We start from the raw sequence: 25,712 nt of genomic DNA, 5'->3' as shown, positions 1-25,712 counted from the left end.
GAGCTGCCATGTCACCGTCCGTTCCGCTGATCGACCTGACGTCCTGGTTCGACGGCACCGGCCGCGAACGGGTGGCCGCCGAGGTGGACCGCGCCCTGCGGGAGTCCGGCTTCCTGCTGATCACCGGGCACGGCGTGCCGGACGAGCTGCGCGCGCGGGTGCGGTCGCGGGCGCGGGAGTTCTTCGCGCTGCCCGCCGAGGTGAAGCGGCGGTACGCGGTGACGGTCGGCGGGCGCGGCTGGCTGCCGCCCGGCGTGGAGGCCAACGGCTACGCCGAGGGCACCGAGACCCCGCCGGACCTCAAGGAGTCCTACTCGGTCGGCGCGGACGCCGCGGTCGGGGTGCCGGAGGTCGACGAGTTCTGGTTCCAGCCCAACGTGTGGCCGTCGGAGGTCCCGGAGTTCGCGGCCGCGTCACGCGAGTACATGGCGCGGATGCGGCAGCTGTCGGACGAGCTGCTGACGGTGTTCGCGGCGGCGCTCGGCCTGCCCGCGGACCACTTCACCCGGCACACCGGGCACCCGACGTACACGTTCAACATCAACTGGTACCCGGCGCTGAACCGGGTCGGCGCGCCGGAGCCGGGGCAGTTCCGGATCGGGCCGCACACCGACTTCGGCACGGTGACGGTGCTGGACCGCCAGGCCGGGGTCGGCGGGCTGCAGGTCTGCACCAGTGACGGCGAGTGGGTGGACGCGCCGTTCGACCCGGCGGCGTTCACGGTGAACATCGGGGACCTGATGGCCCGCTGGACGGGCGACCGGTGGCGCTCGACGCGGCACCGGGTGCTGCCGCCGTCGGCGGACGCGCCGGACGAGGACCTCGTGTCGCTCATCTTCTTCTACGAGACCGACCACGACGCGCGGATCACCTCGCTCGCGCCGCCGCTGGGGCGCACGGCGTACCCGGAGGTCGTGGCGTCGGAGTACCTGCGCGGCAAGCTCGACGCGATCACCGTGGCCCCCTGACCCGGGCGGGCCAGGGGGCGCCACGACGTCAGTTGCGGCCGTACTCCCCGCCGCAGTCACAGCAGTTGCCGCAGTTGCAGTTACCCGGCGTCTCCATGGTGGTGTCCCTTCCGTTCGGAGGTGGTTCGCCGTCCTGGTCGCCGGGCGGTCCGGGATAGTTCCGCCGTTCACCCGATGGTGCAACACGGACGCAACATCGACTGCCTACGGTGCTGCCATGGCGACCACGACAGGGCGAAAAACGGGCGAATACGGCGAAAAAGTCGTCGCGGTCGAACCGGGCGGTGTCGAGCCGGTGCCCGCGGCGGAGCGGCACGGCAGGCCGCGGCAGCTGTTCTGGACCTGGGCCTCGCCCAACCTGGAGTTCGCCACGATCTTCGTCGGTGTGCTGGCGGTGTCGGCGTTCGGGCTGAGCTTCGCGCAGGCGGTGATCGCGGTGGCGATCGGCAACGGGGTGGGCGCGGTGTCGCACGGCGTGCTGTCGGCGCGCGGGCCGCGGTTCGGGGTGCCGCAGATGGTGTTGAGTCGCCTGGCGTTCGGCTACCGCGGCAACGCGGTGCCTGCCGCGTTGATGTCGGTGACGGCGGGGATCGGCTGGTTCGCGGTCAACAGCGTCAGCGGGGCGTTCGCGCTGAACACGCTGACCGGGATGCCGGTGCTGCTGTGCCTGGTGATCGTGGTGGTGCTGCAGATCGGGATCGCGTTCTTCGGGCACAACCTGGTGCAGGCCTACGAGCGCTGGATCTTCGGGGTGCTGGCGGTGGTGTTCGCGATCGGGGCGGTGGTCACGTTCGCGCAGGCGTCGCCGGGCGCGGTCGGCGGGACCGGCGGGCTGGGCGGGTTCCTGCTGACGGTCGGGGCGGCGTTCGGGTACACCGCGGGCTGGAACCCCTACGCGGCGGACTACACGCGGTACCTGCCGGAGTCGGTGAGCGGCCGGGCGGTCGGCTGGGCCGCGGGCGGCGGCCTGTTCGTGTCGACGACAGTGCTGATGGCGACGGGTGCGGCGTCGGCCACGCTGGGCGGCGGGGACGGCAGCCCGACGGCGGCGTTCACCGGGCACATGCCGGGGTGGTTGTCCGCGCTGACGTTGCTGGCGATCGCGCTCGGAGCGGTGGCCGCGAACGCGCTGAACGTCTACTCCGGAGCGCTCGCGTTCCTCACGCTGGGCGTGGAGCTGCCGCTCGCGTGGCGGCGGGCGGTGGTGGCGGTCGCGTTCGGGGTCGTCGGGTTCGTGCTGGCGTGGCTCGGGCTCGCCGACGCGGGGACGGCCTACGAGCACTTCCTGCTGGTGATCGCGTACTGGGTGAGCCCGTGGCTGGGCGTGGTGTTCGCCGACCAGCTGATGCGGCGCGGGCAGGGCGGGCTGGCGGGCCTGCTGCCGGACACCGGGCGGTGGGGCTGGCAGGGGCTGGTGTCGTTCCTGGTGGCGGCGGTGGCGTCGATCGGCTTGTTCGCGAACCAGACGCTGTACGCCGGCCCGGTGCCGCGGGCGGTGCCGGAGGTGGGCGACGTGACGTGCTTCGTCGGGTTCGCGCTGGCGGCCGCGTTGTACGCGGTGGTGGGGCGCCGCTGGGCGCGGAGCTGAGGCTCACCAGCGGTCCCAGTGCAGGACCTCGCGCCGGTCGATGCGCGGCGCGGGCCGGAATTCGGTGCCGAGGGTGAAGGCGAGCGGCACGAGCGCGGCCAGCATGACCTCGTCGTGCGGCACGCCGAGGGTGGCGGCGAGTTCCTTCTCCAGCGGCGCGTGCGCGGTGGTCCAGACCGTTCCGAGGCCGCGGTTGCGCGCGGCGAGCATGAAGCTCCAGACGGCGGGCAGGATCGAGCCCCACGTCATCGCCTGGTCCAGCACCGGCGCGTGGTCGGTGCGGCCCTCGACGGCCGGGATCACGAAGGCCGGCACCCGGTGGATGTTGTCGTAGAGGTACTGGGCGCCCTCGCCGATGCGCCGCATCGACCCGGGATGGGCAGTCATGCGGCGCAGATCCTTGTCGGTGAGCGGCCGCCCGCTCGCCAGCTGGACCGCGCGCCGGAAGATGCCGGCCACCGCGGCGCGCTCGGCCTTCCCGGTGACGACCAGGAAGTGCCAGCGCTGGCGGTTGCGTCCGGTCGGGGCCTGGGTGGCGAGGTCGACGCACTCCTCGATGAGGCGCCGCGGCACGGGCCGGGTGAAGTCGAGGCGCTTGCGCACGGCGCGAGTGGTGGACAGGACCTCGTCGGCGGTCAGATCGAGCGTCATCGGCGTCTCCCAGATCATCTGTAAGCAGATTGTTTGCGACCATACGGTTGCGATTGATCTGCTGTCAAACAATTGGCGAGCAGACGATTCGTGGTAGTCTCCGCGTCGTGGCGGCCAGATCAGAGGAGTCCTACTTCCCGCGGCTCGCGGCGGAACGGCTCGACATCGCGCTGTGCCGGGCGTCGGCGTCGGTTGCCCGGGCGGCGGAGAAGGCCGCGGGCGAGCAGGGGCTGGGGGTCGGGCAGCACCTGGTGCTGAAGATGCTCGCGGCGGCGGGGCCGTGTTCGCAGCAGGTGCTGAGCGAGGAGCTGCGGATCGACCGCAGCGTGATGGTCGGCATCGCCGACGACCTGGAGAAGGCCGGCTACGTCCGGCGGGAGCGGGATCCGCGGGACCGGCGGGCGTACGCGGTGACGATCACCCCCGCCGGGCGCGAGGCGCTGGAGCAGGCCGAGGCGGCGACGCCCGGGTTCCTGGACCGGACGTTCGCGGCGTTGTCCGCGCGGGAACGCGATCAGCTCGCGGCGCTGCTCGGGAAGCTGCTGACCGCGGATTGACCACCGCGCCGATCACGCACGACTGGGCGCTGAACGGCGACGGTGCTGAGCCGCCGGAGCGCACCAAGGCGCCCCGGCGGCGCTCACTCGTGGCTCGGGTCAGGCGACGTGGCCGACGGCGGGCGCCAGCACGGCCCGGCCTGCCTCGGTGAGCACCGCGGGCACCAAGCGCTCCCCGTCGCCGTCCGGGCGGATGTAGCCGCCGTGGGCGAGGGCGTGCGCGGCCATCTGGTCGCAGCAGGCGACTCCGTCGATGAAAAGGTCCGGTTCGACGCTCGACGACATCACGGCGCGGCCCTGGGCCACCGCTCGCAGCATCGCCATCGCCCGATGGGACAACTCTTCACCTGTACCGGACACCGGGATCTACCCCCTTGCGTCGTCACCTGCTGTTGCCTCTGTTATCGCACACTGGTCCATTAGTGTTAACGACCGGTCCCGCGACACGCCGTCAACCACCCACCGCGGTGACTTCCGGCTCGGGCAGGGCTGGGCCGAGGACCCGGGCCCATTGGCGGATGATCCGGCGCCGCCGGGAGGTGTCGTCGGCGAGGAGGTTCGCCAGGCCCAGCCCGCGTGCCAGGTCCAGGGTCGACTGCACCAGCTCCCGCACCCCCGGCTGCGCCTCGTCCACCCCGAGCAGGTCGACCGCGAGCCGGTGCGCCTCCCGGCCGACCTTGGCCTGCAACGGCACCAGCACCGTCCGCAACGACTCGTCGCTGGACGCCGCCACCCACAGGTGCAGCGCGGCGCGGAACATGGGGCCGGTGTAGAGGTTGAGCAGCATGTCGACGACCGGTTCGATGCGGGACCGCCCGGACGGCAGCCCCTCGGCGCCGCGGCGCATCTCGGCGATCTGCACCTCGCCGACGTACTCGACCGCGGCCGTGACCAGGTCCTCCCGCGTCGGGAAGTGGTGCTGGGCGGCCCCGCGCGAGACCCCGGCGCGCTGCGCGATGAGCGCGACGGTGGTGCCGGCCCACCCGACCTCGCCGATGCAGTCCACGGCTGCCTCGATGAGCTTGCGACGAGTGGTCCGGCTGCGCTCCTGGCGGGGCTCCGGCACGGATCTTCCTCCTAGTACGACTTCGGCAAGCCGAGGGAGTGCTGGGCGACGAAGTTGAGGACCATCTCGCGGCTGACCGGGGCGATCCGGCCGACGCGGACGGCCCCGAGCAGCGTACCCAGCCCGTATTCGGACGCCATGCCGTTGCCGCCGTGGGTCTGGATCGCCTGGTCGACCGCCTTGATCGCGACCTCGGCGCCGGCGTACTTGGCCATGTTCGCGGCCTCGCCCGCCCCGAAGTCGTCGCCCGAGTCGTACAGCGCGGCGGCCTTCTGGGTCATCAGCTTGGCCAGCTCGAGCTCGATCTTGACCTGCGCCAGCGGGTGCGCGATGCCCTGGTGGGTGCCGATCGGCGCGCCCCACACGCTGCGCTCCTTCGCGTACGCCACACCCTTGTCCAGCGCGTACCGGGCGATGCCGATGGAGAACGACGCGCCCATGATCCGCTCCGGGTTGAGCCCGGCGAACAGCTGCGCCAGCGCCGCGTCCTCGGACCCGACGAGCGCCTCGGCGGGCAGCCGGACGTCGTCGAGGAACAGGCCGAACTGCTTGTCGGCCGAGACGAGGTCCATCTCGATCTGCTTGTACTCGAACCCGGGCGTGCCGGTGGGCACGATGAACAGGGCGGGCTTGAGCTTGCCGGTCTTGGCGTCCTCGGTGCGGCCGACGACGAGCACCGCGTCGGCCTCGTCGACGCCGGAGATGAACACTTTGCGCCCGTTGAGGATCCAGTCGGCGCCGTCCCGCCGGGCCGTCGTCTTGAGACGGTGCGAATTGGACCCGGCGTCGGGTTCGGTGATGGCGAAGGACATCCGCACCTCGCCGGTGGCGAACCGCGGCAGCCAGGAACGCTTCTGCTCGTCGGTGCCGTATCGGGCGATCACGGTGGCGCAGATCGCCGGGGACACCACCATCAGCAGCATCGGCGTGCCCGCGGCGCAGAACTCCTCGCACACCGCGGCGAGGTCGCCGATCCCGGCGCCACCGCCGCCGTACTCCTCGGGCACCGACACACCGAGGTAGCCCAGCCGCCCGGCCTCGTTCCACAGATCGCTGGTGTGGCCACCGCTGCGCGCGACCTTCACGTAGTACTCGTGCCCGTAGGCGCGGGCCAGGTCGCCGACCGCCTTGCGCAGCGCGATCCGCTCTTCGGACTCGACGAAACTCATGCTTGCTCCTTCGGCGTGACGACGGCGAGAACGGTCCCGGGTTCGACCTGCTGCCCCACCGATACGGGCAGGTCGGTGACCTCGCCGTCGGCCGGCGCGGTGATCCGGTGTTCCATCTTCATGGCTTCCAGCCACATCAGGGGGTCGCCGGCGGCGACGGTGTCCCCGACCGCGGCGGCGATCCGCAGCACGGTGCCCGGCATCGGCGCGACCAGCGACCCCGCGGCCAGCGCGGCCTCCGGGTCGGTGAACCGCGGCACCGGGGCGAGGTCGACGGCCCCGAGCGCGGAGTCGACGCACACCAGCCCGGGGTACCGGCCGACGCGGAACACGCGCCGGACGCCGTCGACGTCGAGAACCACCCGGTCCGTGGTGGCCTCGACGACCTCCGCGTCGTCCAGCCGCAGCCCGGGGCGGTAGGCGACCTCGACCTCGGTGTCCCCGGCGAGGTAGCGCTTGCGCAGCGGGGCGGAGGCGACGTTGCGCCACCCGGCGGGCAGCCTGCCGAGGGTTCGCGCCGACGCCCGGTTGGCGGCAGCCTCGGCCAGCGCCGCCGCGGTCGCCGACCACCGCACGCCGGCGGCGTCCGCGGCGGGCCGGGACAGGACGTCCAGCCCGTGCCGGTCCAGGAAAGCGGTGTCGGTCTTGCCGGCCAGGAACTCCTCGCGCCGCAGCACGTTGACCAGCAGGTCGCGGTTGGTGCGCAACCCGTGGATCCGGGCACCGGACAGTGCCCGCGCCAGCCGCCGGGCCGCTTCGGCACGCGTCGGCGCCCACGCGATCACCTTGGCGAGCATCGGGTCGTAGTGCACGCCCACCACCGAGCCGTCCACCACGCCCGCGTCCAGCCGCAACCCGGCCTCGCCGCCGAGGGCGAACTCGGTGTCCACGCCCGGGATCTCGAACCGGTGCAGCGTGCCGCTCTGCGGCTGCCACCCGGCGGCCGGGTCTTCGGCGTACAGCCGCACCTCGATCGCGTGCCCCCGCGACGCGGGCGGCTCGGCGGGCAGCCGCTCGCCCTCGGCGATCCGGATCTGCAGCGCCACCAGGTCCAGGCCGGTGACGCATTCGGTGACCGGGTGCTCGACCTGCAGGCGGGTGTTCATCTCCAGGAAGTAGAACCGCCCGTCGTCTGTGGCGAGGAACTCGACGGTGCCCGCGCCGACGTAGTCGATCGCCTTCGCGGCTTTGCGCGCGGCGTCGAACAGCTCGGCCCGCATGGCGTCGTCGACCAGCGGGGAAGGCGCCTCCTCGACGACCTTCTGGTGCCGCCGCTGGATCGAGCACTCCCGCTCCCCCAGCGCCCACACCGTGCCGTGGGTGTCGGCGAGCACCTGCACCTCGATGTGCCGCCCGGTCTCCAGGTACCGCTCGCAGAACACCGTCGGGTCGCCGAACGCCGACGCGGCTTCCGCGCTCGCGCTCGCCACCGCCTCGGCCAGCTCGCCCAGCGACCGCACGACGCGCATCCCGCGTCCGCCGCCACCGGCGGATGCCTTGACCAGCACGGGAAGATCGTCCTCGGTGACCGCGGACGGGTCCAGTTCGGACAGCACCGGGACCCCGGCGGCGTCCATCAGGCGCTTGGACTCCACTTTGGAGCCCATGGTCTCGATCGCGGACGGCGGTGGGCCGATCCAGGTCAGCCCGGCGTCGATCACCGCCCGCGCGAACGCGGCGTTCTCGGACAGGAACCCGTAGCCGGGGTGGACGGCGTCCGCGCCCGCCGAGCGCGCGGCCTCGACCAGCAGGTCCGCGCGCAGGTAGGTCTCCGAAGGTGTGTTGCCGGGCAGCCGGACCGCCGCGTCCGCCTCGGCGACGTGCGGTGAGGCGGCGTCGGCGTCGGAGAACACGGCCGTCCGGGCGATCCCCAGCGCCGAGCAGGTGCGGAACACGCGGCGGGCGATCTCCCCGCGGTTGGCGACCAGAACGTTGTCGATCACGTCACTCACATCCGGAAGACGCCGAAGCCCTCGGCGCCCCTGATCGGTCCATTGTGGATGGCGGACAGGCACAGCCCGAGCACGGTGCGGGTGTCCCGCGGGTCGATGATGCCGTCGTCGTAGAGCATGCCGGACAGGAACATCGGCAGCGACTCGGCCTCGATCTGCTGCTCGACCATCGCGCGCATCGCGGCGTCGGCGTCCTCGTCGTAGGGCTGGCCGCGCCCGGCCGCGGCCTGGCGGGCCACGATCGACAGCACCCCGGCCAGCTGCGCCGGCCCCATCACCGCGGACTTCGCGCTGGGCCAGGCGAACAGGAACCGCGGCCCGTACGCCCGCCCGCACATGCCGTAGTGCCCGGCGCCGTAGGACGCGCCCATCAGCACGGACAGGTGCGGGACCTTCGAGTTGGACACCGCGTTGATCATCATCGCGCCGTGCTTGATGATGCCGCCCTGCTCGTACTCCTTGCCGACCATGTAGCCGGTGGTGTTGTGCAGGAACAGCAGTGGCGTGTCGGTCTGGTTGGCGAGCTGGATGAACTGGGTGGCCTTCTGCGACTCCTCGCTGAACAGCACGCCCTGGGCGTTGGCGAGGATCCCGATGGGGTAGCCGTGCAGGCTCGCCCATCCGGTGACGAGGCTGGTGCCGTAGAGCGGTTTGAACTCGTCGAAGTCGGAGCCGTCGACGACGCGGGCGATCACCTCGCGCGGGTCGAACGGAACCTTCAGGTCCGCGGGCACGATGCCGAGCAGGTCCTCGGCGTCCAGCAGCGGCTCGTCGTAGTCCGGTTTCGGGGACGGCCCCTGCTTGTGCCAGTTGAGCCGCTTGACGATGCTGCGGCCGATGCGGATCGCGTCCTGCTCGTCGTGCGCGAGGTAGTCGGCCAGGCCCGAGGTGCGCGCGTGCATCTCCGCGCCGCCCAGCGACTCGTCGTCGGACTCCTCCCCCGTCGCCATCTTGACCAGCGGCGGGCCGCCGAGGAACACCTTCGCGCGTTCCTTCACCATCACCACGTAGTCGGACATGCCGGGCAGGTAGGCGCCGCCCGCGGTGGAGTTGCCGAACACCAGCGCGATCGTCGGGATGCGCTCGGCCGAGGAGTTCGTCAGGTTGCGGAAGGTGCGGCCGCCCGGGATGAAGATCTCCTTCTGGGTGGGCAGGTCCGCGCCGCCGGACTCGACCAGGTTGATCGTCGGCAGCCGGTTCTCCGCCGCGATCTCGGCCGCCCGCAGGCTCTTCTTCAGCGTGGCGGGGTTGCTCGCGCCGCCCTTCACGGTCGGGTCGTTGGCGACGATCATGCACTCGACGCCCTCCACGACGCCGATGCCGCTGACCACGCTGCCACCCACGGTGTAGTCGGTGCCCCAGGCGGCCAGCGGTGACAGTTCGAGGAACGGGGAGTCCTCGTCGATCAGCAGCTCGATCCGCTCGCGCGCGAGCAGCTTGCCGCGCTTGCGGTGGCGCGCCACGTACTTCTCGCCGCCGCCCGCGATCGCCTTCGCGTGCTCGGCCTCGAGTTCGGCGAGCTTGGCCGCCATCGCCTCCCGGTTGGCCGCGAACTCCGCGCTCCCTGTGTCCACTCCGGACCGGATCACGCTCAAGCCGTGTACCCCAATCGTTTCGCCGCGAGACCCGCCAGGATCTCGTTGGTGCCGCCGCCGATGCCGAGGATGCGGACATCGCGGTAGTGCCGTTCCACTTCGGATTCCCGCAGGTAGCCGAGGCCGCCGTGCAGCTGGACCGCCTCGTTGACCACCCACTCGGCCGTCTCGACCGCGGTGTTCTTCGCGAAGCAGGCCTCCGCGATGACCTCTTCCCCGGCGACGAACCGCTGCGCGACGTGCCGCGTGTAGACGCGGGCGAGGTCGATCCGCCGGGCCATGTCCACGAGCTTGTGCTGCACCAGCTGCCGGGAGATCAGCGGACGTCCGAACGTCTCCCGCAGCCGGCACCACTCCAGCGTGAGGTCGAGTGCGCGCTGGGCGGTCGCGTAGCCCTGCACCGCGAGTGAGAGCCGCTCGGTGACGAAGTGGGTCGCGATCTGGATGAACCCGGTGTTCTCCTCACCGACCAGGTTCTTCGCGGGCACCCGGGCGTCCGCGAAGGACAACTCCGCGGTGTCCGAGCAGTGCCAGCCCATCTTCTCCAGCTTGCGGCTGACCGTGAACCCCGGCGTGTCCCGCTCGATCACCAGCAGCGACACGCCGTGGGCGCCCGGGCCGCCGGTGCGCACCGCGGTGGTCACGAAGTCGGCGCGGGTGCCGGAGGTGATGTAGGTCTTGGCTCCGTTGACGACGTAGTGGTCGCCCTCCCGGCGAGCGGTGGTACGGATGCCGGCGACGTCGGACCCGCCGTCGGGCTCGGTGATCGCCAGCGACCCGATGAGGCGGCCCTCGATGGTCGGCCGCACCCAGCGTTCGATCTGCTCGGGATCGCCCGCGGTGACGATGTGCGGCAGCGCGATGCCGTTGGTGAACAGCGACGCGATCAGCCCGCCCGAGCCGCCCGCGTAGAGGATTTCCTCGGTGACCGTCATGGCGTCCAGGAAGTCGCCGCCACCGCCGCCCGCGCTCTCCGGGAACGACACCCCGAGCAGGCCGATCTCGCCTGCCTTGCGGTGCAGGTCGCGCGGCAGCTCGCCGGCGCGCTCCCACTCGTCCAGGTGCGGCAGCACCTCGGCCTCCACGAACCGGCGCACGGTCTTGCGCAGCGCGGTCCGCTCGGGCGTGGCGAACGGGTCGGTCACAGCAGCACCTCCGGGATGTCGGCGTGGCGGGCACGCAGCCACTCGCCGAGCGCCTTGGCCTGCGGGTCGAACCGGGCCTGCGCCGCGACGCCCTGGCCGAGCAGTCCTTCGACGACGAAGTTGAGCGCACGCAGGTTGGGCAGCGCGTGCCGGCGGACGGTGAGGTCCGCGGTCTCCGGCAGCAGCCGCTGGAACTCCTCGACGGTCAGGTGGTGCGCGAGCCAGCGCCACGCGTCGTCCGAGCGCGCCCACACGCCGAGGTTGGCGTCGCCGCCCTTGTCGCCGCTGCGGGCGCCGAGGATCGTGCCCAGCGGCACGCGCCGGGCCGGCCCGTCCGGCAGTGGTTCGGGTAGCTCGGGCTCGTCCACTTCGGACAGCGGCAGGGTGTCGGTGGCGGGTGCGATGTCCACCCGGGATCCGTCCGGCAGCACGGCCACGTGCGGCACCTCGGCGGCGGCCACGAAGGCGGCGGTGTAGACGCCGTAGGGCGAGGCGTCCGAGGGCGGCGCGGTGACGTGGAAGCCGGGGTAGCTGGCCAGGGCCAGTTCGATCGCCGCGCCGCTGAACGCGCGCCCGGCCACCTTCGGGTCGGCGTCCTTGACCGCGCAGTGCAGCAATGCGCTGGCGCGCTGCTCGGTGTCGGCGTCCTCGTGGTCGGTGCGGGCCAGCGTCCAGCGGATCTCGGCGGGCGGCCGGTCCTTCAGCGCGCCTTCGAGCTGGTCGCGCACCAGCGCCGCCTTGGCCTCGATGTCCAGTCCGGTCAGCACGAACGTGGTCTCGTTGCGGAAGCCGCCGAGGGTGTTCAGGCAGACCTTGAGCGTCGGCGGCGGCGCCTCGCCGCGGGTGCCGGAGATGCGCACCCGGTCCGGGCCGTCCTCGGTCAGGGTCAGCGTGTCGAACCGCGCGGTGACGTCCGGCCCGGCGTAGCGGGCGCCGGCGATCTCGTACAGCAGCTGGGCGGTGACGGTGCCCGCGGTCACCGCGCCCCCGGTGCCCGGGTGCTTGGTGATCACGCTGGAACCGTCGGCGGCGATCTCGGCGATCGGGAAGCCGGGGGTGCCGGTGTCGTGTTCGGTGAAGAACGCGTAGTTGCCGCCGGTGGCCTGGGCGCCGCACTCGATGACGTGCCCGGCGGCGACCGCCCCGGCGAGTGCGTCGTAGTCGTCGCGCGCCCACCCGAAGTGCGCGGCGGCCGGGCCGACGACCAGCGAGGCGTCGGTGACGCGGCCGGTGACGACCACGTCCGCGCCGCGCTCCAGGCACGCGGCGATGCCCCACGCGCCGAGATAGGCGTTGGCGGTCAGCGGTTTGCCGAGCCCCAGCTCGTCCACTCTGGACAGCATGTCGTCGCCCTCGACGTGGGCCACGGCGATGTCCAGGCCCAGCTGCCCGGCCAGCTCGCGGATCGCAGCGGCCAGTCCGGCCGGGTTGAGGCCGCCCGCGTTGGTGACGATCTTGACGCCGTTTTCCTTGGCCAGCGCGAGGTTGTCCGCCATCTGGCGCAGGAAGGTCTTGGCGTAGCCGCGGCCGGGGTCCTTGAGCCGGTCGCGGCCGAGGATCAGCATGGTCAGCTCGGCGAGGTAGTCCCCGGTCAGCACGTCCAGCGGGCCGCCGGTGAGCATCTCGCGCACGGCGGAGAACCGGTCGCCGTAGAACCCGGAGGCGTTGCCGATGCGCAGCACGTCGCTCATGCGAACTGCCCTGCCTTCCGGCCCGCGCCGGGCGGCCCGGCGAAGGCCTGCGCGATCTCCAGCCACTTCTCGGCGTCCGGACCGATGGCGACGACGTCGGTGTCGGCCGGGTGCCGCCGCTGCGTGACGACGAGGCAGAACCCGAGCGCGGACCCGGTGACGCGCTGCGCCGCGTCCGCCGGGCCGAACGTCCACTCTTCACCGTCCACACCGGACAGCTCGACGCGGAACTCCTCGGCGGGCGGCGCGAGTCCGTGCACCGAGAACGCGAAGTTCCGGGTGCGCACGCCGAATCGCGCGATCTGCCACAGCCGCCGTGTGGGCTCGCGGCGCAGGCCGATCGCGTCGTACACGTCCTGCGCGTGCGCCCAGGTCTCCATCAGCCGCGCGGTCGCCATGGACGCGGCGCTCATCGACGGCCCGTACCACGGCAGCTTCTGCCCGTCCGGCACGCGCGCCAGTTCGCGGGCCAGTTCTTCGCGCCCGGACCGCCACATCGCCAGCAGTTCGTCACGTGGTTTCGCGGCCAGTTCCCGCGCGCCCTGATCGACGAAGTCGTCGCCCGCGGCCAGCGCCCGCTGCACTTCGGCCGGGAACTCGTCCGGCGTGCGCACCGCGATCAGCGACTTGGCGTCGGTCCACGCCAGGTGCGCGATCTGGTGCGCGATCGTCCAGCCCTTCGCCGGGGTCGGGGTCGACCACCTCGCCTCGCTCACCAGGTCGTCGAGCTCCCGGCTCTCGTCGGCCAGGTCCCGCAGGATCGGTCCGGGGTCCGCCACGCCATCCGCCTCCTCGCGCACGTCTCGCGCCGAGCCTGGCACCACCCCGCGGAAAAATCAAGCGCGCTTGATTGTTTTGGCTAGCACGCCACGCCGACACGCCCGCATCTTGGGGTGACTGGACAGAGCGACCCCAAGATGTAGTCTTCGATCACCGGCAGGGTCCGACGGCTGGGGAAGCGAGCGCGGGCCCGTCCGGTACGAGTCGTGCCCACCCCCAGCACGCCGGCACCCAGGCCGGTGTGCCGATGAAACGCGCCCGAAAACGGAGTGATGCATGTCTGTGGAAACCTCCCCGGCGCCGGCAGCCACGCTGCGGGTGATCCGCCGGGACGGCGAGGCGTCGCCGTTCGACGCGAGCCGGATCTCCGTCGCGCTGACCAAGGCCTTCCTCGCGGCCGAGGGCGACGGGGCCGCCGCGTCGTCGCGGATCCACCACGTCGTGGCCGAGCTGACCGCGCAGGTCGAGGCCTCGCTGCGCCGCCACGCCACCGGTGACGCCGTGCACCTGGAGCAGATCCAGGACCTGGTGGAGCTGGCGCTGATGCGCGGTGGCCACCACAAGGTCGCCCGCGCCTACGTGCTCTACCGCGAGGAGCACGCCAAGGCCCGCGAAACCACGCCGCCACCAGCGGCGATCCGGGTCACGCACCCGGACGGCGAGCTGCGCCCGCTGGACCGCGAGCGCATCGCCCGCGTCGTCGGCGAGGCCGTCGCCGGGATCGCGGACGTCGCGGCCGAGCCGGTGCTGGCCGAGGCCGAGCGCAACCTCTACGACGGGATCGGCGCCGACGAGCTGGCCCTGGCGCTGATCATGGCCGCCCGCACGCTGGTCGAGCGGGAGCCGAACTACTCCGCCGTCACCGCCCGCCTGCTGCTGGACAAGCTGCGCGGCGAGGCGCTGAGCCACCTCGCGGGCGAGCCGCGCCAGGCGTCGCAGGCCGAGCTGGACTACCCCGCCTACTTCCGCGACTACCTGCGCCACGCGATCGAGCTGGAGCTGGTGGACCCGGAACTGGCCCGCTTCGACCTGGACAAGGTCACCGCCGCGATCCGCCCGGAGCGCGACCTGGACTTCGGCTTCCTCGGCCTGCAGACCCTCTACGACCGGTACTTCCTGCATGAGCAGGGCACCCGGTTCGAGCTGCCGCAGGCGTTCTTCCTGCGGGTGGCGATGGGGCTGGCCCTGCGCGAGGACGACCGCGAGGCCCGCGCCGTGGAGTTCTACGACCTGCTGTCCAGCTTCGACTTCATGGCCTCCACGCCGACGCTGTTCAACTCCGGCACCACCCGGGCACAGCTGTCGTCGTGCTTCCTGACCACGGTCGAGGACAGCCTGGACGCGATCTTCCAGTCCTACAAGAACAACGCGCTGCTGGCGAAGTACTCCGGCGGGCTGGGCAACGACTGGACGCCGGTGCGCGGCCTGGGCGCCCACATCAAGGGCACCAACGGCACGTCCCAGGGCGTGGTGCCGTTCCTGAAGATCGCCAACGACACGGCGGTCGCGGTCAACCAGGGCGGCAAGCGCAAGGGCGCGGCGTGCGCGTACCTGGAGACCTGGCACATCGACGTCGAGGAGTTCCTCGACCTGCGCAAGAACACCGGCGACGACCGGCGCCGCACCCACGACATGAACACCGCCAACTGGGTGCCCGACGAGTTCCTGCGCCGCGTCGAGGCCGACGCGCAGTGGACGCTGTTCTCCCCCGACGAGACCCCGGACCTGCACGACCTCTACGGCAACGCGTTCGCCCAGCGCTACCGCGAGTACGAGGCCGCGGCCGACCGCGGCGAGATCCGCGTGTTCCGCCGGGTGCGGGCGGTCGAGCTGTGGCGGCGGATGCTGACCATGCTGTTCGAGACCGGGCACCCGTGGATCACCTTCAAGGACCCGTGCAACCTGCGCTCGCCGCAGCAGCACGCGGGCGTGGTGCACTCGTCCAACCTGTGCACCGAGATCACGCTGAACACCAGCGCCGACGAGGTGGCGGTGTGCAACCTCGGCTCGGTCAACCTGGCCCGCCACGTCACCGACGGCGGCCTGGACACCGCGAAGCTGGAGCGCACCGTGCGCACCGCGGTGCGGATGCTGGACAACGTCGTGGACATCAACTTCTACACGATCCCGGAGGCGCGCCGGTCCAACCTGCGGCACCGCCCGGTCGGGCTGGGGCTGATGGGCTACCAGGACGCGTTGTTCACGCTCGGCCTGCCGGTGGACAGCCCGGAGGCGGTGGAGTTCGCCGACCGCAGCATGGAGCACCTGAGCTACCACGCGATCGCGGCGTCCGCGCAGCTCGCCCGGGAGCGGGGCGCCTACGAGACGTTCGAGGGCTCGCTGTGGAGCCAGGGCGTGCTGCCGCTGGACTCGCTGCGGCTGCTGGCCGAGGCGCGCCAGGGTGACGCGCTGGAGGTCGACTCGTCGTCCACTCTGGACTGGGACGCGCTGCGCGAGGTGGTGCGCGGCGGGATGCGCAACTCCAACGTGATGGCGATCGCGCCGACCGCGACGATCTCCAACATCTGCGGGGTCGGGCAGTCGATCGAGCCGCTGTTCCAGAACCTCTACGTCAAGTCGAACATGTCCGGCGACTTCACCGTGGTCAACCCGCACCTGGTCGCGGCGCTGAAGGAGCGCGGGCTGTGGGACGAGGCGATGGTGGCCGACCTGAAGTACTTCGACGGCAGCCTGGCGCAGATCGACCGGGTGCCCGCGGACCTGAAGCGGCTCTACGCGACCGCGTTCGAGATCGACAGCCGCTGGCTGGTGGACGCGGCGTCGCGCCGGCAGAAGTGGATCGACCAGGCCCAGTCGCTCAACCTCTACATCGCCGCGCCGAGCGGCCGCAAGCTCGACGAGCTGTACCGGTACGCGTGGCACAAGGGCCTGAAGACGACCTACTACCTGCGCGCCAAGGCCGCCACGAGCGTGGAGAAGAGCACCCTGCGCGGCACGGACGGCAAGCTCAACGCCGTGCCCGCCGCGGTCCCGGCTGCCGTGCCTGCTGCCGTGCCGGAGCCCGAGTTCGCCGCGTGCCGGATCGACGACCCCGACTGCGAGGCCTGCCAGTGAACACCACCGAAACCGGCCAGACCGGGCTGGGCGCGATCAGCCGCGGCGCGGACCGGGTCAGCGTCGACGACAAGGCGATGATCAACGCCCGCGCCGACGTCAACCAGTTGCTGCCGCTGAAGTACCACTGGGCGTGGGAGAAGTACCTGGCCGGCTGCACGAACCACTGGATGCCCACCGAGGTGGCGATGCAGGCCGACATCGCGCTGTGGAAGTCGCCGGACGGGCTGACCGAGGACGAGCGGCGCATGGTCAAGCGCAACCTCGGGTTCTTCGCCACGGCCGAGTCGCTGGTGGCGAACAACCTGGTGCTGGCGGTGTACCGGCAGATCACCAACCCGGAGTGCCGCCAGTACCTGCTGCGCCAGGCGTTCGAGGAGGCCGTGCACACGCACACCTTCCAGTACATCTGCGAGAGCCTGGGCCTGGACGAGGGCGAGCTGTTCAACGCCTACCGCGAGGTCCCGTCGATCACCGACAAGGACGCGTGGGCGCTGAAGTACACCCGGAACCTGGAGAACCCGGACTTCGCCACCGGCACGGCGGCCGCCGACCAGGACTTCCTGCGTGACCTGGTGGCGTTCTACGTGGTGTTCGAGGGCATGTGGTTCTACACCGGGTTCGCGCAGATCCTGTCGCTGGGGCGGCGCAACAAAATGGTGGGGATCGCCGAGCAGTTCCAGTACATCCTGCGCGACGAGTCGATCCACCTGAACTTCGGCATCGACTGCATCAACCAGATCAAGATCGAGAACCCGCACCTGTGGTCGCCGGAGTTCCAGGCCGAGGTGCGGCAGATGCTCACCGAGGCGTGCGAGCTGGAGGTCGCCTACGCGCGGGACACGATGCCGCGCGGGATGCTCGGGCTCTCGGCGGCGCTGTGCGAGCAGTACCTGCGCTTCATCACCGACCGGCGCGCCCAGCAGCTCGGGCTGGCCCCGATCTTCGGCGAGAACGAGAACCCGTTCCCGTGGATGTCGGAGGCGATGGACCTGCGGAAGGAGAAGAACTTCTTCGAGACGCGGGTGACCGAGTACCAGACGGGCGGGTCGCTCGCCTGGGACTGAGCGCTCGCTAAATTTCACCCTTGCCGGGGCGGGGGGTGGTGCGGGACGGTGTGATCACACGTGTTGTCGCAAGGAGGCGCGATCGTGACCAGTGCCGTCGTCAGGGCGTTCCGGGAACGTGTTCCACCCCTGACCGCCATCCCCCTCCCCCGGGCCGTCGACCGCCGCCTGATGGACCAGCGGTGGCCGGTGCGGGAGCTCGCCACGCCACCCGCGGGCAGCGGGCTGTCCCCGATCGTGGGTGACGCGGGGGCGCCGATCGTCGGGCACGCCATCGAGTCGATGCGGTTCGGGCTGGACTTCGCCCTGCACCGGTTCGAGAAGTACGGGCCGGTGTCGTGGATGGGGGCGTTCGGGCAGCGGATCGTCGTGCTGGCCGGCCCGGACGCCACCCAGACCGCGCTGGTCAACAAGGACAAGGCGTTCTCGCAGGAGGGCTGGCAGTTCTTCATCGAGCGGTTCTTCCACCGCGGGCTGATGCTGCTGGACTTCGAGGAGCACCACCTGCACCGGCGGATCATGCAGGAGGCGTTCACGCGGCACAAGCTCGCCGGCTACATGCGGCAGGCGGCGCCGGTCCTGCGCTCCGGTGTGGCGGCGTGGGCTGGCGCCGACCGGCCACGGCTGTACTGGCTGCTGAAGCGGCTCACGCTGGACGTCGCGTCGCGGGTGTTCATGGACATGCCGCCGGGCGCCGACGCCGACGCGATCAACCGGGCGTTCGTGGGCACGGTCCGGGCGGCGACGGCGCTGGTGCGGGTGCCGGTGCCGGGCGGCCGGTGGGCGGCGGGCCTGCACGGGCGGCGGGTGCTGGAGCGGTACTTCGCGGAGAAGCTGCCGTCGAAGCGGCGCGGCGAGGGCGCGGACCTGTTCTCGGCGCTGTGTCACGCGCGCGGCGACGACGGGGCCGAGTTCACCGACGACGACGTGGTGAACCACATGATCTTCCTGATGATGGCGGCCCACGACACGGCGACGATCACCAGTTCCGCGGTCGCCTACCACCTGGCGAAGCACCCTTCGTGGCAGGAACGGGCGCGCGAGGAGTCGCTGGCGCTGGGTGACGAACTGCCGGACCTCGCGGCACTGGAGAAGCTGACCACGCTGGACCTGGTGATCAAGGAGGCGCTGCGGCTGACGGCGCCGGTGCCGTCGCTGCCGCGCAAGACGGTGAAGGACACGGAGGTGCTGGGCCACTACATCCCGGCAGGCACGATGTGCAGCGTCTCGCCGAACACCAACCACTACTCGCCGGACCACTGGACGAACCCGCGGGCGTTCGACCCCGAGCGGTTCGCGGAGGGCAGGCGGGAGGACAAGTCGCACCGGTTCGCGTGGATGCCCTTCGGCGGCGGGGCGCACAAGTGCATCGGGATGCACTTCGGGAACAACGAGGTGAAGCTCCTGATGCACGAAATGCTGCGCACGTACCGCTGGTCGGTGCCCGAGGGATACCGCATCAAGTGGGACTACGTGTCGCTGCCCGTGCCGGTGGACGGGTTGACGGTCCGGCTGCAACGGCTGCGGTGAGCGCGGGGCGCGCCGCCGCTAGCGGCTGCGGTGAGCGCTGGGCGCGCGGCCGTGGTCAGCGGCTGCGGTGAGCGCGGGGCGCGCGGGCCGCTAGCGGCTGCGCGCCCTTGCGGCGGCCGCCGACCGACTGTCGCGCTGGCGCGGCGCCCCGAAACAACTGCGCGGGACCGCGGTCAGCGGTCACAAAGATCGCTCCGGCATCCTGCCGCGCCACCGGCACCGCGCCGCCCTCGTCGGCTGCCCCACGGTCCGCCCGGGGCCACCGCCGCAGTCGCGGCGCGGCCGCCCTCCCGACCGCAGCCGCGCACCCTTGCCACGGCCGCCAACCGGCTGTCGCGCCGACGCGGCGCCCCCGGAACAACCGCGCGGGACCGCGGTCAGCGGTCACACCGGCGGCCTGCCAGTCCACCGCCGCTGCCCTTGGCGGCCGCCCCGCGACCTCCCGGACCACCGCCGCACGCGCGCACCGCCGCGCCGTCCTCGGCGGCCGCCCCGCGGCCCGCCGCCGCTAGCGGCTGCGCGCCCGCAGCACTTCCAGCGCCTTGTCGGCGTGCACGGCCATCCTCAGTTCGCTCTTGACGACTTCCAGCAGGCGCCGGTCGGTGTCGATGACGAACGTGTGCCGCTTCGTCAGCAGCGGGCCGAACGAGCGCCGCACGCCGAACCGCGTCGCGACCTCGCCCTCGGCGTCCGACAGGAGCGGGTAGTCGAAGCCGTGCCGCGCGCTGAACTCCTGCTGCCGCGCCACCGGGTCCGGGCTGATCCCCACCCGCTGCGCGCCGACCTCGGCGAACTCCTTCGCCAGGTCCCGGAAGTGGCAGCTCTCCGCGGTGCAGCCCGGCGTCATCGCCGCCGGGTAGAAGAACAGCACCACCGGCCCCGACTCCAGGAAACCGCTCAGCGACCGTGGCTCGCCGCGCTCGTCCGGCAGCGTGAAGTCCGGGACGACGTCCCCCGGCTTCACCCGCTCACCGCCGCGTCGGTGTGCTGCTCGATGAGCTGGTCGACCTCGTCGCCGGTCGCGGTGTCCGCCACGAACGGCCCGCGGGCCGCGATCACGCCGTGCCGCCGCAGCCGCTCGGCCTGCTCGTGGCTGCGCACGCCCTCCGCGCCGATCCGCAGCTTCAGCTCACGCGCCCGCGCCACCAGCTGGTCCAGGTGCCGCGCCGCGACCTCCGGCTCACCGTCGGCGAGCGCGTCGACGACCGGCCCGGACAGGATCACGTGCTGCACCGACAGCTGGTGCTGCGGGATCAGCTCCAGATCGGCCGAGCCCTGCACGGTCAGCACCAGCTTCGCGCCGAGGTCGGCCAGCACGGTGAGCGAGTCGAGCACCTCGCCGCGCGGGTCCAGGATCGACGAGCTGTCGGTGCACAACCGCAGCGCCCTGGCCGGCAGCTCGTTGCGGTCCAGCTGTTCCTTGACCAGCGCCACCAGGTCCGGCTCGATCGCCAGCCTGTTCGGCAGGCGGATACACACGTCCGGCGCGGCGTCGCCGTAGCGTTCGCGCCAGCGCGCGGTCGCCCGCAGCGACTCGGTCAGCAGCCACTTGCCGAGCGGGATCGTCATGCCGGTCGTCTCGGCCAGCGGGAAGAACTCCTCGGCGGGCAGCTCACCCAGCTCCGGGTGGTGCCAGCGCAACCCGGCGTTGACCGCGGCGATCTCGTCGGGCTTGGCCAGCTTCACGGTGGGCTGGTAGATCAGCTCGAACTGCCCGTTCTCCAGCGCGCCGGCGATCTCCGCGCCCAGCCGGTAGCGGGCGCGGTCGCGCGCGTCGAGCTCCGGGTCGAACAGCATCCACTGCGCCTTGCCGGCCTCCTTGGCGCGGTGCAACGCGATCTCCGCCGCGCGCTCGATGTCCTCGACACCACCGTCGCGCACGTCGCGCACCACGATCCCGGCGCTCGCGCTCACCCCGACGCCGTGCTCGCCGATGTAGATCGGCTCGGCGAGGTCCTCCAGCGCGGTCTCGACGAGGCTGATCACTCCCGACGTGGTCAGCTCGCCGCGCAGCAGCACCGCGAACCCGTCCCCGGACAGCCGCGCCACCAGCGCGTCTTCGCCTGCGAAGGCTTCGTTCAGCTTGGTGGCCACGCCGCGAAGCACCGCGTCGCCGACACCAGCGCCGAGCCCGTCGTTGACCACCTTGAACCCGTCGAGGTCCAGGTAGATCAACGCGACCTGACCGCGTGCGGACGGGCTGAGCGCGGACTCCAGCAGCGTGCGGAAGCGGGAGGCGTTGGACAGGCCGGTGAGCGAGTCGTGGATGCTCTGGTGCCGCAGCGTTTCCTGCAGCGTGTGGACCTCGTTGGCGTCGGAGGCCATCAGCACCGGGAAGAGGGTGCCGGGCCGGTCGCCGGGCAGGCGGGTCAGGACGATGTCGGCCCACACGCCCGCGTCGTCGGCGTGGGCGAGGCGGACGCGGTCGGTGAACTCGTCCAGGTCGGTTTCGGCGAGCTCGGCCAGGCCGGTGGCCAGCTTCTCGCAGTCGCGGTTGTCGAAGCCCAGCTCGGCGAGGCGGCGGCCGCGCAGGCGGTCCGGCTTGTGCCCGAGGAACTTGCCGAGCTCCTTGTTGACCTCGACGATCACGCCGTCCGGGTCGGCCATCGCGATGCCGACGGGAGCGCTGCTGTAGAGCGTGGTGAAGCGGCGCATGGCGGCGTCGCGGGCCGCTTCGGCCTCGGCGACCGCGGTGCGCGCGAAGTCGTGCAGGAGCTGCTCGAGCTCTTCCGGGGGAAGCGATACTCCGTCCGTGTCAGCCAACCGCGCGGCCCAGCGCCGGGCCACGTCCGCCAACCCTGGTGCGGCACCAGGTTCCGACACGCTCCACCTCTTCCGGAGAACGACAAGGGCCTGGTCAGGCCCGGTCCGGGCGCCGACAAGCCCACTCCGGGCCGGATCCGCCCCGAAGTCATGCCACGCCATCACGCCCGGACAGACTTGTCTACCGGCCGAACGTGTGATGATCAGTGTAGATGTCGTCACTGCTCGTGGTTTTTCGGCTACCGCGTCCCGCCGCGGTCTCCGGTTCTGCTCCACCGTCCGCGACGCCCGGCCGCAGGCAAGGCAACTCCCTGTGGCGATCAGCGCCGCATCCACCCCGGCGCCGCGCGGGTGGCGCCCAGCGACGATCCCCCGGCGCAGCCCGCCGCCACACCGCAAACCGCTCCACGGCGCTCGGCCCCGCGCAGCCTTCCGCACCCCGCGGCAGTCCCGCATCCACCCCGCCCCCGCACGGCCGCCGCCCAGCGACGCCCCCGGGCGCAGCCTTCCGCCACACCATGCCCCACCCCGCGGCAGTCAGCCCACCAGCCACCCGGCCGCGCGCGCGACACCGCCCCCGGGCGCAGCCTTCCCCCACAGGGCAACCCACCCCGCGGCGATCAACCCCACACCCACCCCGCCCCACGCGAAGCACCACCCAGCGACGATCCCCCGGGCGCGGTCTTCCGCCACACCGCGACCCGCCCGGTGGCGGCCGTCCCGCCGGGGAGCCGGGTGGGGCGCTCGTCGAGCCGGGTGAAGCCGAGCCGGGCGGGGACGGCGCCGCTGCGGTGGTTGGCGACGTCGTGCACGATCTCCACGCGGTTGGCGCCCACCCGGAACGCCTCGTCGGTCAGCAGGCGCGCCGCGCGGGTGGCCCAGCCCCGGCCGGTGTAGGCCTTGGCCAGCCAGTAGCCCACTTCGAGCCCGCCGCGGCCGATGCGCGCCATCAGCCCGCAGCTGCCGGCGACCGCCCCGTCCGGCGCGACGATCGCGTAGTCGAAGGTCTCCGCGGCGAGCCAGCTTTCCCGGGTGAGCGTCAGGAACTCCCGCGCGTCGCGCTCGGTGTAGCCGTCCACCGCCCACGGCATCCACGGCGCGAGGTGGTCCAGGGACTCGTTGACCAGGCGGTGCAGGAGCTCGGCGTCGCCGGCCCACCACCGGCGCAGCAGGATCACCCCGTCCGAGAGGGTCTCCGCAGGGATCTGCATCCCCCGATCATCCCCGCCGCGGCCGTGGCCCGCACGGGACTTTTCCGGTATGCACGACGCATGCTGGAGTTCTTCCGGGCGATCCTGGACGCCGTCCTCGCGATCACGCCCAAGGCGCTGACCGCCCGCAAGGACGCCAAGCTGAACGCGCTCGGCGCCGAACTGTTCGTGCTCTACCTGCGCGCGCACCGGATCGCCGACAACGGCGACTACCTGCTGGGGTTCCTGGAAAACACCGCCACGATGAGCGAGGAGGACGTCCGCGCGCAGACCTCCTGGGTGCGCCGCCTGCACGCCGCCGCCCGGCAGCAGGCGTCGGACCTGCGTGGCCTGAACTCCGAGATGACCCGTCTCGGCGGCTGCCTCGCCGCCCTCGACCCGCAGGCGTACGGACGGCTCAAGAACGGGATGTGGGAGAAGTTCAGCCGCATCGACCACCTGCGGATGGTCCTCGCCGGCCCGGCGCTGCCCGATCCGCGCGCACTCGGGCTCTTCCCCGGCCCGGACCCGGTCACCGATCCCGTCGGGCGGCTGGCGGGTTTGCTCTCCCGGCCGGAAGGCGCGATGGAGTCGCCCGGAGCGCTTGAGTCGCCCGGCGCGCTGGACCTGCGGGACCCGCTGACGCCGCGGGCGCGCGCCGAGATCGCCCGCTACCTGGCCGAGCACCGGCCCCGCGAGCAGCTGGCGGAGATCCGGGCCCAGCTGAAGATCCTGCACGAGGCACTGGAGCGCACCTTCACGCTGAGCGACATCCTGGTGAGCCTGTCGGCCGCCGGAAAGGCCGATCCCGGCGGCTTCCTGCGCGACTAGGTCATGATCGCGCTGTCGGGCACCACCGTGTCGTTGCGGAGCGCTTCCCACAGCTGCTTCGACTTCGTCTTGTCCCAGTGCTCCGCCGAGCCGGACGTGACCGGCACCGTCGTGGACAACACGCCGTCCGAGGAGATGCCCCGCATCGCCCACGCCAGAGCCACCAGGTTGTGCAGGTGGTCGCCCTCGTCCATGGTCAGCGCGTCCGGCGCGGCGCCCAGCAGCGGGAACACGTCGAACGGGTTGAGCAGCGTGCCGGGGCTGGAGATCTGGCTGACCAGCGCGCCGATGAACTTGCGCTGGTTCTCCACCCGGTCCAGGTCCGACCGCGGGGTCGCGTCGCTGTGCCGCATGCGCACGAACCCGAGCGCGTGCGCGCCGTCGAGTTCCTGGCAGCCGGCCGGGATCGTGATGCCGGTGACGGTGTCGTGCATCTCCTTGTCGACGCACATGTCCACGCCGCCGATCGCGTCGACGATGTTGGCGAACCCGCCGAACCCGATCTCGGCGTAGTGGTCGATGCGCAGCCCGGTGGCCTGCTCGACGGTCTTGACCAGCAGCGGCGCGCCGCCGATCGAGAACGCCGCGTTGATCTTGCTGGTCCCGTGGCCGGGGATGGCGACTTCGGAGTCGCGCGGCAGGCTGACCAGCGTCGGCTTGGTGTCGTTGTCCGGCAGGTGCGCGATCATCATCGTGTCGGTGCGCTGACCGCCGCCTGCGGCCTTGACGTCGCCGGTGACCAGCCGTTGCTCGTCCTCGGCGGTGAGGCCTTCGCGGCTGTCCGAGCCGACGATGAGCCAGTTGGTGCCCGCGCCGGCGGCGGGGCGGCCCTCGTAGTCCTCCAGCGCGGCGACCCGGTTGATCGAGAACTCCAGGTACACCCACACGCCGGCGAGGAACAGCACGAACACCGACAGCAGCGTCAGCAGCACCTTGCCAGGGCCGAACCGGCGGCGGCGCGGACGGCGCGCGGCAGGCGGCGGGGGCGGCGGGACGTCGCCGCGGGACGGCATGGCCCGCGTGGGCGGCGGTCCGGGGCGGCGCGGCGGCGGCTGGCGGTAGGCGCCCTCGCGGCCGGGCAACGGCATCATCTGCGCGGGCTGGTGCTGTCGCGGGCCGCGCGGTGGTACGCGCGGCGGGTAGCCGCCCTGGTTCGTCACGCCATCACCGTTCCCCGATCGACCGGCCCTAGGACGCCCCTAGTGAACCTCAAACGTCTCGAATCAGGACGTGCAGCACCCCGAAAGGGTTGCGCAACGCTACCCGGGCAGGCGAAGCCGCTGGTCGGGACGCACCGACCAGACCGTGAGCGGGGCCACACCGGCGGCGTCCAGGGCGAACTCGCGGGCCAGCCGGTTCCACACCCCCGGCCGGTACAGCATGGCGTGCCCTTCGGACATGACCTCGATCCGCACCACACGCTCGGCGACTGCCTGGGCGCGCTCGGCGTAGGCGAAGGACTCCGCGGGCCGGGTGATGCGGTCGCGCGTGCCGTGGGCGATCACGACCGTCTTGCCGGTCACCGGTTCCACCGGCTCGCCGATCGGGGTCCACGGCGCCAGCGCCAGCACCGACCGGACTTCCGGCTCGTCGGCGATCCGCAGCGCGACCCGGCCGCCCATCGAGTGCCCGGCGAGGAACACCGGCACGTCCGGCCGCTCGGCCCGGATCCGCCGCAGCGCCCACCGCGCGTCGGCCACCGGGTGCAGGTCGGGGTCGTTCCAGCCCCGGACGCGGTTGCGCAGCAGCCGCACCTCCACCCCGTGCGGCGCCCCCGCCCTCAGGATCTGCCGCGCCAACGGCACCATCCGCAGGTAGGCCAGCCCCCACGGCCGCACCACGTTGAGGCCGTTCTCGGCGCCCCCGTGCAGGACGAGCACGACCGCCCGCACCGGCCCGCGGGCGCGCCAGGTCGTCAGCACCGGATCACTCACACCAGGAGCCAACACCACGCCCGGGGTGATTCTTCCGCCGACCACCCGCACGGGGTGGTCCGCCGCCTAGATGAGTAATTCCGATCTTGGTTAGTGGTCGTAGGCGATCAGGGATCGGGTTGTGGGTTGGCCGGTGGCGCGGTTGTGCCAGATGGCGGCG

Annotated in this window: 21 protein-coding genes; 7 read left to right on the top strand and 14 right to left on the bottom strand. The window is 72.1% G+C overall.

Going from position 1 to position 25,712, the window contains the following annotated elements; translation table 11 throughout:
• The first annotated feature begins 8 nt into the window (after nt 1-8).
• The gene (locus tag ABZ193_RS25010; protein ID WP_237338040.1) at nt 9-968 is read left to right on the top strand and encodes a 2-oxoglutarate and iron-dependent oxygenase domain-containing protein; all 960 of its coding nucleotides are present in this window, start codon (nt 9-11) and stop codon (nt 966-968) included.
• Nucleotides 969-1,185: 217 nt separating this feature from the next.
• Nucleotides 1,186-2,556, top strand: a complete 1,371-nt coding sequence (locus ABZ193_RS25005; protein ID WP_354711664.1) for a cytosine permease — start codon at nt 1,186-1,188, stop codon at nt 2,554-2,556.
• Between the two features lie 3 nt (nt 2,557-2,559).
• Here ABZ193_RS25005 and ABZ193_RS25000 read toward each other — a convergent pair whose 3' ends face one another.
• Complete coding sequence (locus ABZ193_RS25000; RefSeq protein ID WP_027935566.1) at nt 2,560-3,207, bottom strand: nitroreductase family protein; 648 nt, start codon at nt 3,205-3,207, stop codon at nt 2,560-2,562.
• A 107-nt stretch (nt 3,208-3,314) separates the two neighbouring features.
• Here ABZ193_RS25000 and ABZ193_RS24995 point away from each other — a divergent pair, with 107 nt between their 5' ends.
• Complete coding sequence (locus ABZ193_RS24995; protein WP_020416170.1) at nt 3,315-3,764, top strand: MarR family transcriptional regulator; 450 nt, start codon at nt 3,315-3,317, stop codon at nt 3,762-3,764.
• A gap of 99 nt (nt 3,765-3,863) precedes the next feature.
• Here ABZ193_RS24995 and ABZ193_RS24990 read toward each other — a convergent pair whose 3' ends face one another.
• The 8 genes from ABZ193_RS24990 to ABZ193_RS24955 all read right to left on the bottom strand — a co-directional run bounded on the left by ABZ193_RS24990 (nt 3,864) and on the right by ABZ193_RS24955 (nt 13,161).
• Nucleotides 3,864-4,088 (bottom strand): hypothetical protein, encoded by a 225-nt coding sequence (locus ABZ193_RS24990; protein WP_017982967.1) that lies wholly within the window; start codon nt 4,086-4,088, stop codon nt 3,864-3,866.
• 127 nt (nt 4,089-4,215) lie between these two features.
• Nucleotides 4,216-4,830: a TetR/AcrR family transcriptional regulator gene (locus tag ABZ193_RS24985; RefSeq protein WP_020416171.1), complete on the bottom strand. Its 615-nt coding sequence runs from the start codon at nt 4,828-4,830 to the stop codon at nt 4,216-4,218.
• An 11-nt stretch (nt 4,831-4,841) separates the two neighbouring features.
• Nucleotides 4,842-5,999 carry an acyl-CoA dehydrogenase family protein gene (locus tag ABZ193_RS24980; RefSeq protein ID WP_354711663.1) on the bottom strand — a complete coding sequence of 386 codons (1,158 nt, stop codon included), beginning with the start codon at nt 5,997-5,999 and terminating at the stop codon, nt 4,842-4,844.
• Entirely contained in the window at nt 5,996-7,942 is a 1,947-nt protein-coding gene (locus ABZ193_RS24975; protein ID WP_354711662.1) for a biotin carboxylase N-terminal domain-containing protein, read from the bottom strand. Before ABZ193_RS24975 ends, ABZ193_RS24980 begins: the two co-directional genes overlap by 4 nt.
• 5 nt (nt 7,943-7,947) lie before the next feature.
• Complete coding sequence (locus ABZ193_RS24970; protein ID WP_354711661.1) at nt 7,948-9,546, bottom strand: carboxyl transferase domain-containing protein; 1,599 nt, start codon at nt 9,544-9,546, stop codon at nt 7,948-7,950.
• A complete protein-coding gene (locus ABZ193_RS24965) occupies nt 9,543-10,691 on the bottom strand; it encodes an acyl-CoA dehydrogenase family protein (protein WP_354711660.1) in 1,149 nt (382 codons plus the stop codon). The genes ABZ193_RS24970 and ABZ193_RS24965 overlap by 4 nt, the downstream gene beginning before the upstream one ends.
• Complete coding sequence (locus ABZ193_RS24960; protein WP_354711658.1) at nt 10,688-12,382, bottom strand: acyclic terpene utilization AtuA family protein; 1,695 nt, start codon at nt 12,380-12,382, stop codon at nt 10,688-10,690. Before ABZ193_RS24960 ends, ABZ193_RS24965 begins: the two co-directional genes overlap by 4 nt.
• Nucleotides 12,379-13,161: a TIGR03084 family metal-binding protein gene (locus ABZ193_RS24955; RefSeq protein ID WP_354711657.1), complete on the bottom strand. Its 783-nt coding sequence runs from the start codon at nt 13,159-13,161 to the stop codon at nt 12,379-12,381. The genes ABZ193_RS24960 and ABZ193_RS24955 overlap by 4 nt, the downstream gene beginning before the upstream one ends.
• Nucleotides 13,162-13,438: 277 nt before the next feature.
• Between ABZ193_RS24955 and ABZ193_RS24950 the strand changes: the two genes are divergently transcribed.
• The 3 genes from ABZ193_RS24950 to ABZ193_RS24940 all read left to right on the top strand — a co-directional run bounded on the left by ABZ193_RS24950 (nt 13,439) and on the right by ABZ193_RS24940 (nt 18,834).
• Nucleotides 13,439-16,237, top strand: coding sequence for a ribonucleoside-diphosphate reductase subunit alpha (locus tag ABZ193_RS24950; RefSeq protein WP_354711656.1), 2,799 nt, complete (start codon nt 13,439-13,441; stop codon nt 16,235-16,237).
• Entirely contained in the window at nt 16,234-17,304 is a 1,071-nt protein-coding gene (locus ABZ193_RS24945) for a ribonucleotide-diphosphate reductase subunit beta (RefSeq protein WP_237338047.1), read from the top strand. Before ABZ193_RS24950 ends, ABZ193_RS24945 begins: the two co-directional genes overlap by 4 nt.
• Before the next feature lie 84 nt (nt 17,305-17,388).
• Nucleotides 17,389-18,834 carry a cytochrome P450 gene (locus ABZ193_RS24940; RefSeq protein WP_354711655.1) on the top strand — a complete coding sequence of 482 codons (1,446 nt, stop codon included), beginning with the start codon at nt 17,389-17,391 and terminating at the stop codon, nt 18,832-18,834.
• A gap of 508 nt (nt 18,835-19,342) precedes the next feature.
• Here the strand turns inward: ABZ193_RS24940 and ABZ193_RS24935 are convergent.
• From ABZ193_RS24935 to ABZ193_RS24925, 3 genes are all read right to left on the bottom strand, one after another.
• The gene (locus tag ABZ193_RS24935; RefSeq protein ID WP_237338049.1) at nt 19,343-19,798 is read right to left on the bottom strand and encodes a peroxiredoxin; all 456 of its coding nucleotides are present in this window, start codon (nt 19,796-19,798) and stop codon (nt 19,343-19,345) included.
• Complete coding sequence (locus ABZ193_RS24930; RefSeq protein ID WP_354711654.1) at nt 19,795-21,621, bottom strand: EAL domain-containing protein; 1,827 nt, start codon at nt 21,619-21,621, stop codon at nt 19,795-19,797. Before ABZ193_RS24930 ends, ABZ193_RS24935 begins: the two co-directional genes overlap by 4 nt.
• A 596-nt stretch (nt 21,622-22,217) precedes the next feature.
• The gene (locus ABZ193_RS24925) at nt 22,218-22,808 is read right to left on the bottom strand and encodes a GNAT family N-acetyltransferase (protein WP_354711653.1); all 591 of its coding nucleotides are present in this window, start codon (nt 22,806-22,808) and stop codon (nt 22,218-22,220) included.
• A 60-nt stretch (nt 22,809-22,868) separates the two neighbouring features.
• On the opposite strand from ABZ193_RS24925, the gene ABZ193_RS24920 reads away from it, so the two are divergent.
• Nucleotides 22,869-23,618, top strand: coding sequence for a hypothetical protein (locus tag ABZ193_RS24920; protein WP_354711652.1), 750 nt, complete (start codon nt 22,869-22,871; stop codon nt 23,616-23,618).
• Here ABZ193_RS24920 and ABZ193_RS24915 read toward each other — a convergent pair.
• Together ABZ193_RS24915 and ABZ193_RS24910 are read right to left on the bottom strand one after the other, a co-directional pair.
• On the bottom strand, nt 23,615-24,709 hold the full coding sequence (locus ABZ193_RS24915) for an LCP family protein (RefSeq protein ID WP_237338054.1): 1,095 nt from the start codon (nt 24,707-24,709) through the stop codon (nt 23,615-23,617). The two genes, ABZ193_RS24920 and ABZ193_RS24915, sit on opposite strands and share 4 nt — an antisense overlap.
• Nucleotides 24,710-24,877: 168 nt before the next feature.
• A complete protein-coding gene (locus tag ABZ193_RS24910) occupies nt 24,878-25,552 on the bottom strand; it encodes an alpha/beta fold hydrolase (RefSeq protein WP_237338053.1) in 675 nt (224 codons plus the stop codon).
• Nucleotides 25,553-25,712 lie beyond the last annotated feature (160 nt).

The organism is Amycolatopsis sp. NPDC006125, from assembly GCF_040614195.1.
In the GTDB taxonomy this organism is placed as follows: domain Bacteria; phylum Actinomycetota; class Actinomycetes; order Mycobacteriales; family Pseudonocardiaceae; genus Amycolatopsis_E; species Amycolatopsis_E tucumanensis.
This window is presented reverse-complemented; position numbering and strand designations above follow the sequence as displayed.

What these genes read in the sequence shown, in the direction of transcription:
- ABZ193_RS24950 (WP_354711656.1), top strand. Translation starts at nt 13,439, where the DNA reads ATGTCTGTGGAAACCTCCCCGGCGCCGGCAGCCACGCTGCGGGTGATC.
- ABZ193_RS25005 (WP_354711664.1), top strand. Translation starts at nt 1,186, where the DNA reads ATGGCGACCACGACAGGGCGAAAAACGGGCGAATACGGCGAAAAAGTC.
- ABZ193_RS24915 (WP_237338054.1), bottom strand. Translation starts at nt 24,709, where the DNA reads ATGATGCCGTTGCCCGGCCGCGAGGGCGCCTACCGCCAGCCGCCGCCG.
- ABZ193_RS24925 (WP_354711653.1), bottom strand. Translation starts at nt 22,808, where the DNA reads ATGCAGATCCCTGCGGAGACCCTCTCGGACGGGGTGATCCTGCTGCGC.
- ABZ193_RS25010 (WP_237338040.1), top strand. Translation starts at nt 9, where the DNA reads ATGTCACCGTCCGTTCCGCTGATCGACCTGACGTCCTGGTTCGACGGC.
- ABZ193_RS24980 (WP_354711663.1), bottom strand. Translation starts at nt 5,999, where the DNA reads ATGAGTTTCGTCGAGTCCGAAGAGCGGATCGCGCTGCGCAAGGCGGTC.
- ABZ193_RS24960 (WP_354711658.1), bottom strand. Translation starts at nt 12,382, where the DNA reads ATGAGCGACGTGCTGCGCATCGGCAACGCCTCCGGGTTCTACGGCGAC.
- ABZ193_RS24990 (WP_017982967.1), bottom strand. Translation starts at nt 4,088, where the DNA reads ATGGCGATGCTGCGAGCGGTGGCCCAGGGCCGCGCCGTGATGTCGTCG.
- ABZ193_RS24920 (WP_354711652.1), top strand. Translation starts at nt 22,869, where the DNA reads ATGCTGGAGTTCTTCCGGGCGATCCTGGACGCCGTCCTCGCGATCACG.
- ABZ193_RS25000 (WP_027935566.1), bottom strand. Translation starts at nt 3,207, where the DNA reads ATGACGCTCGATCTGACCGCCGACGAGGTCCTGTCCACCACTCGCGCC.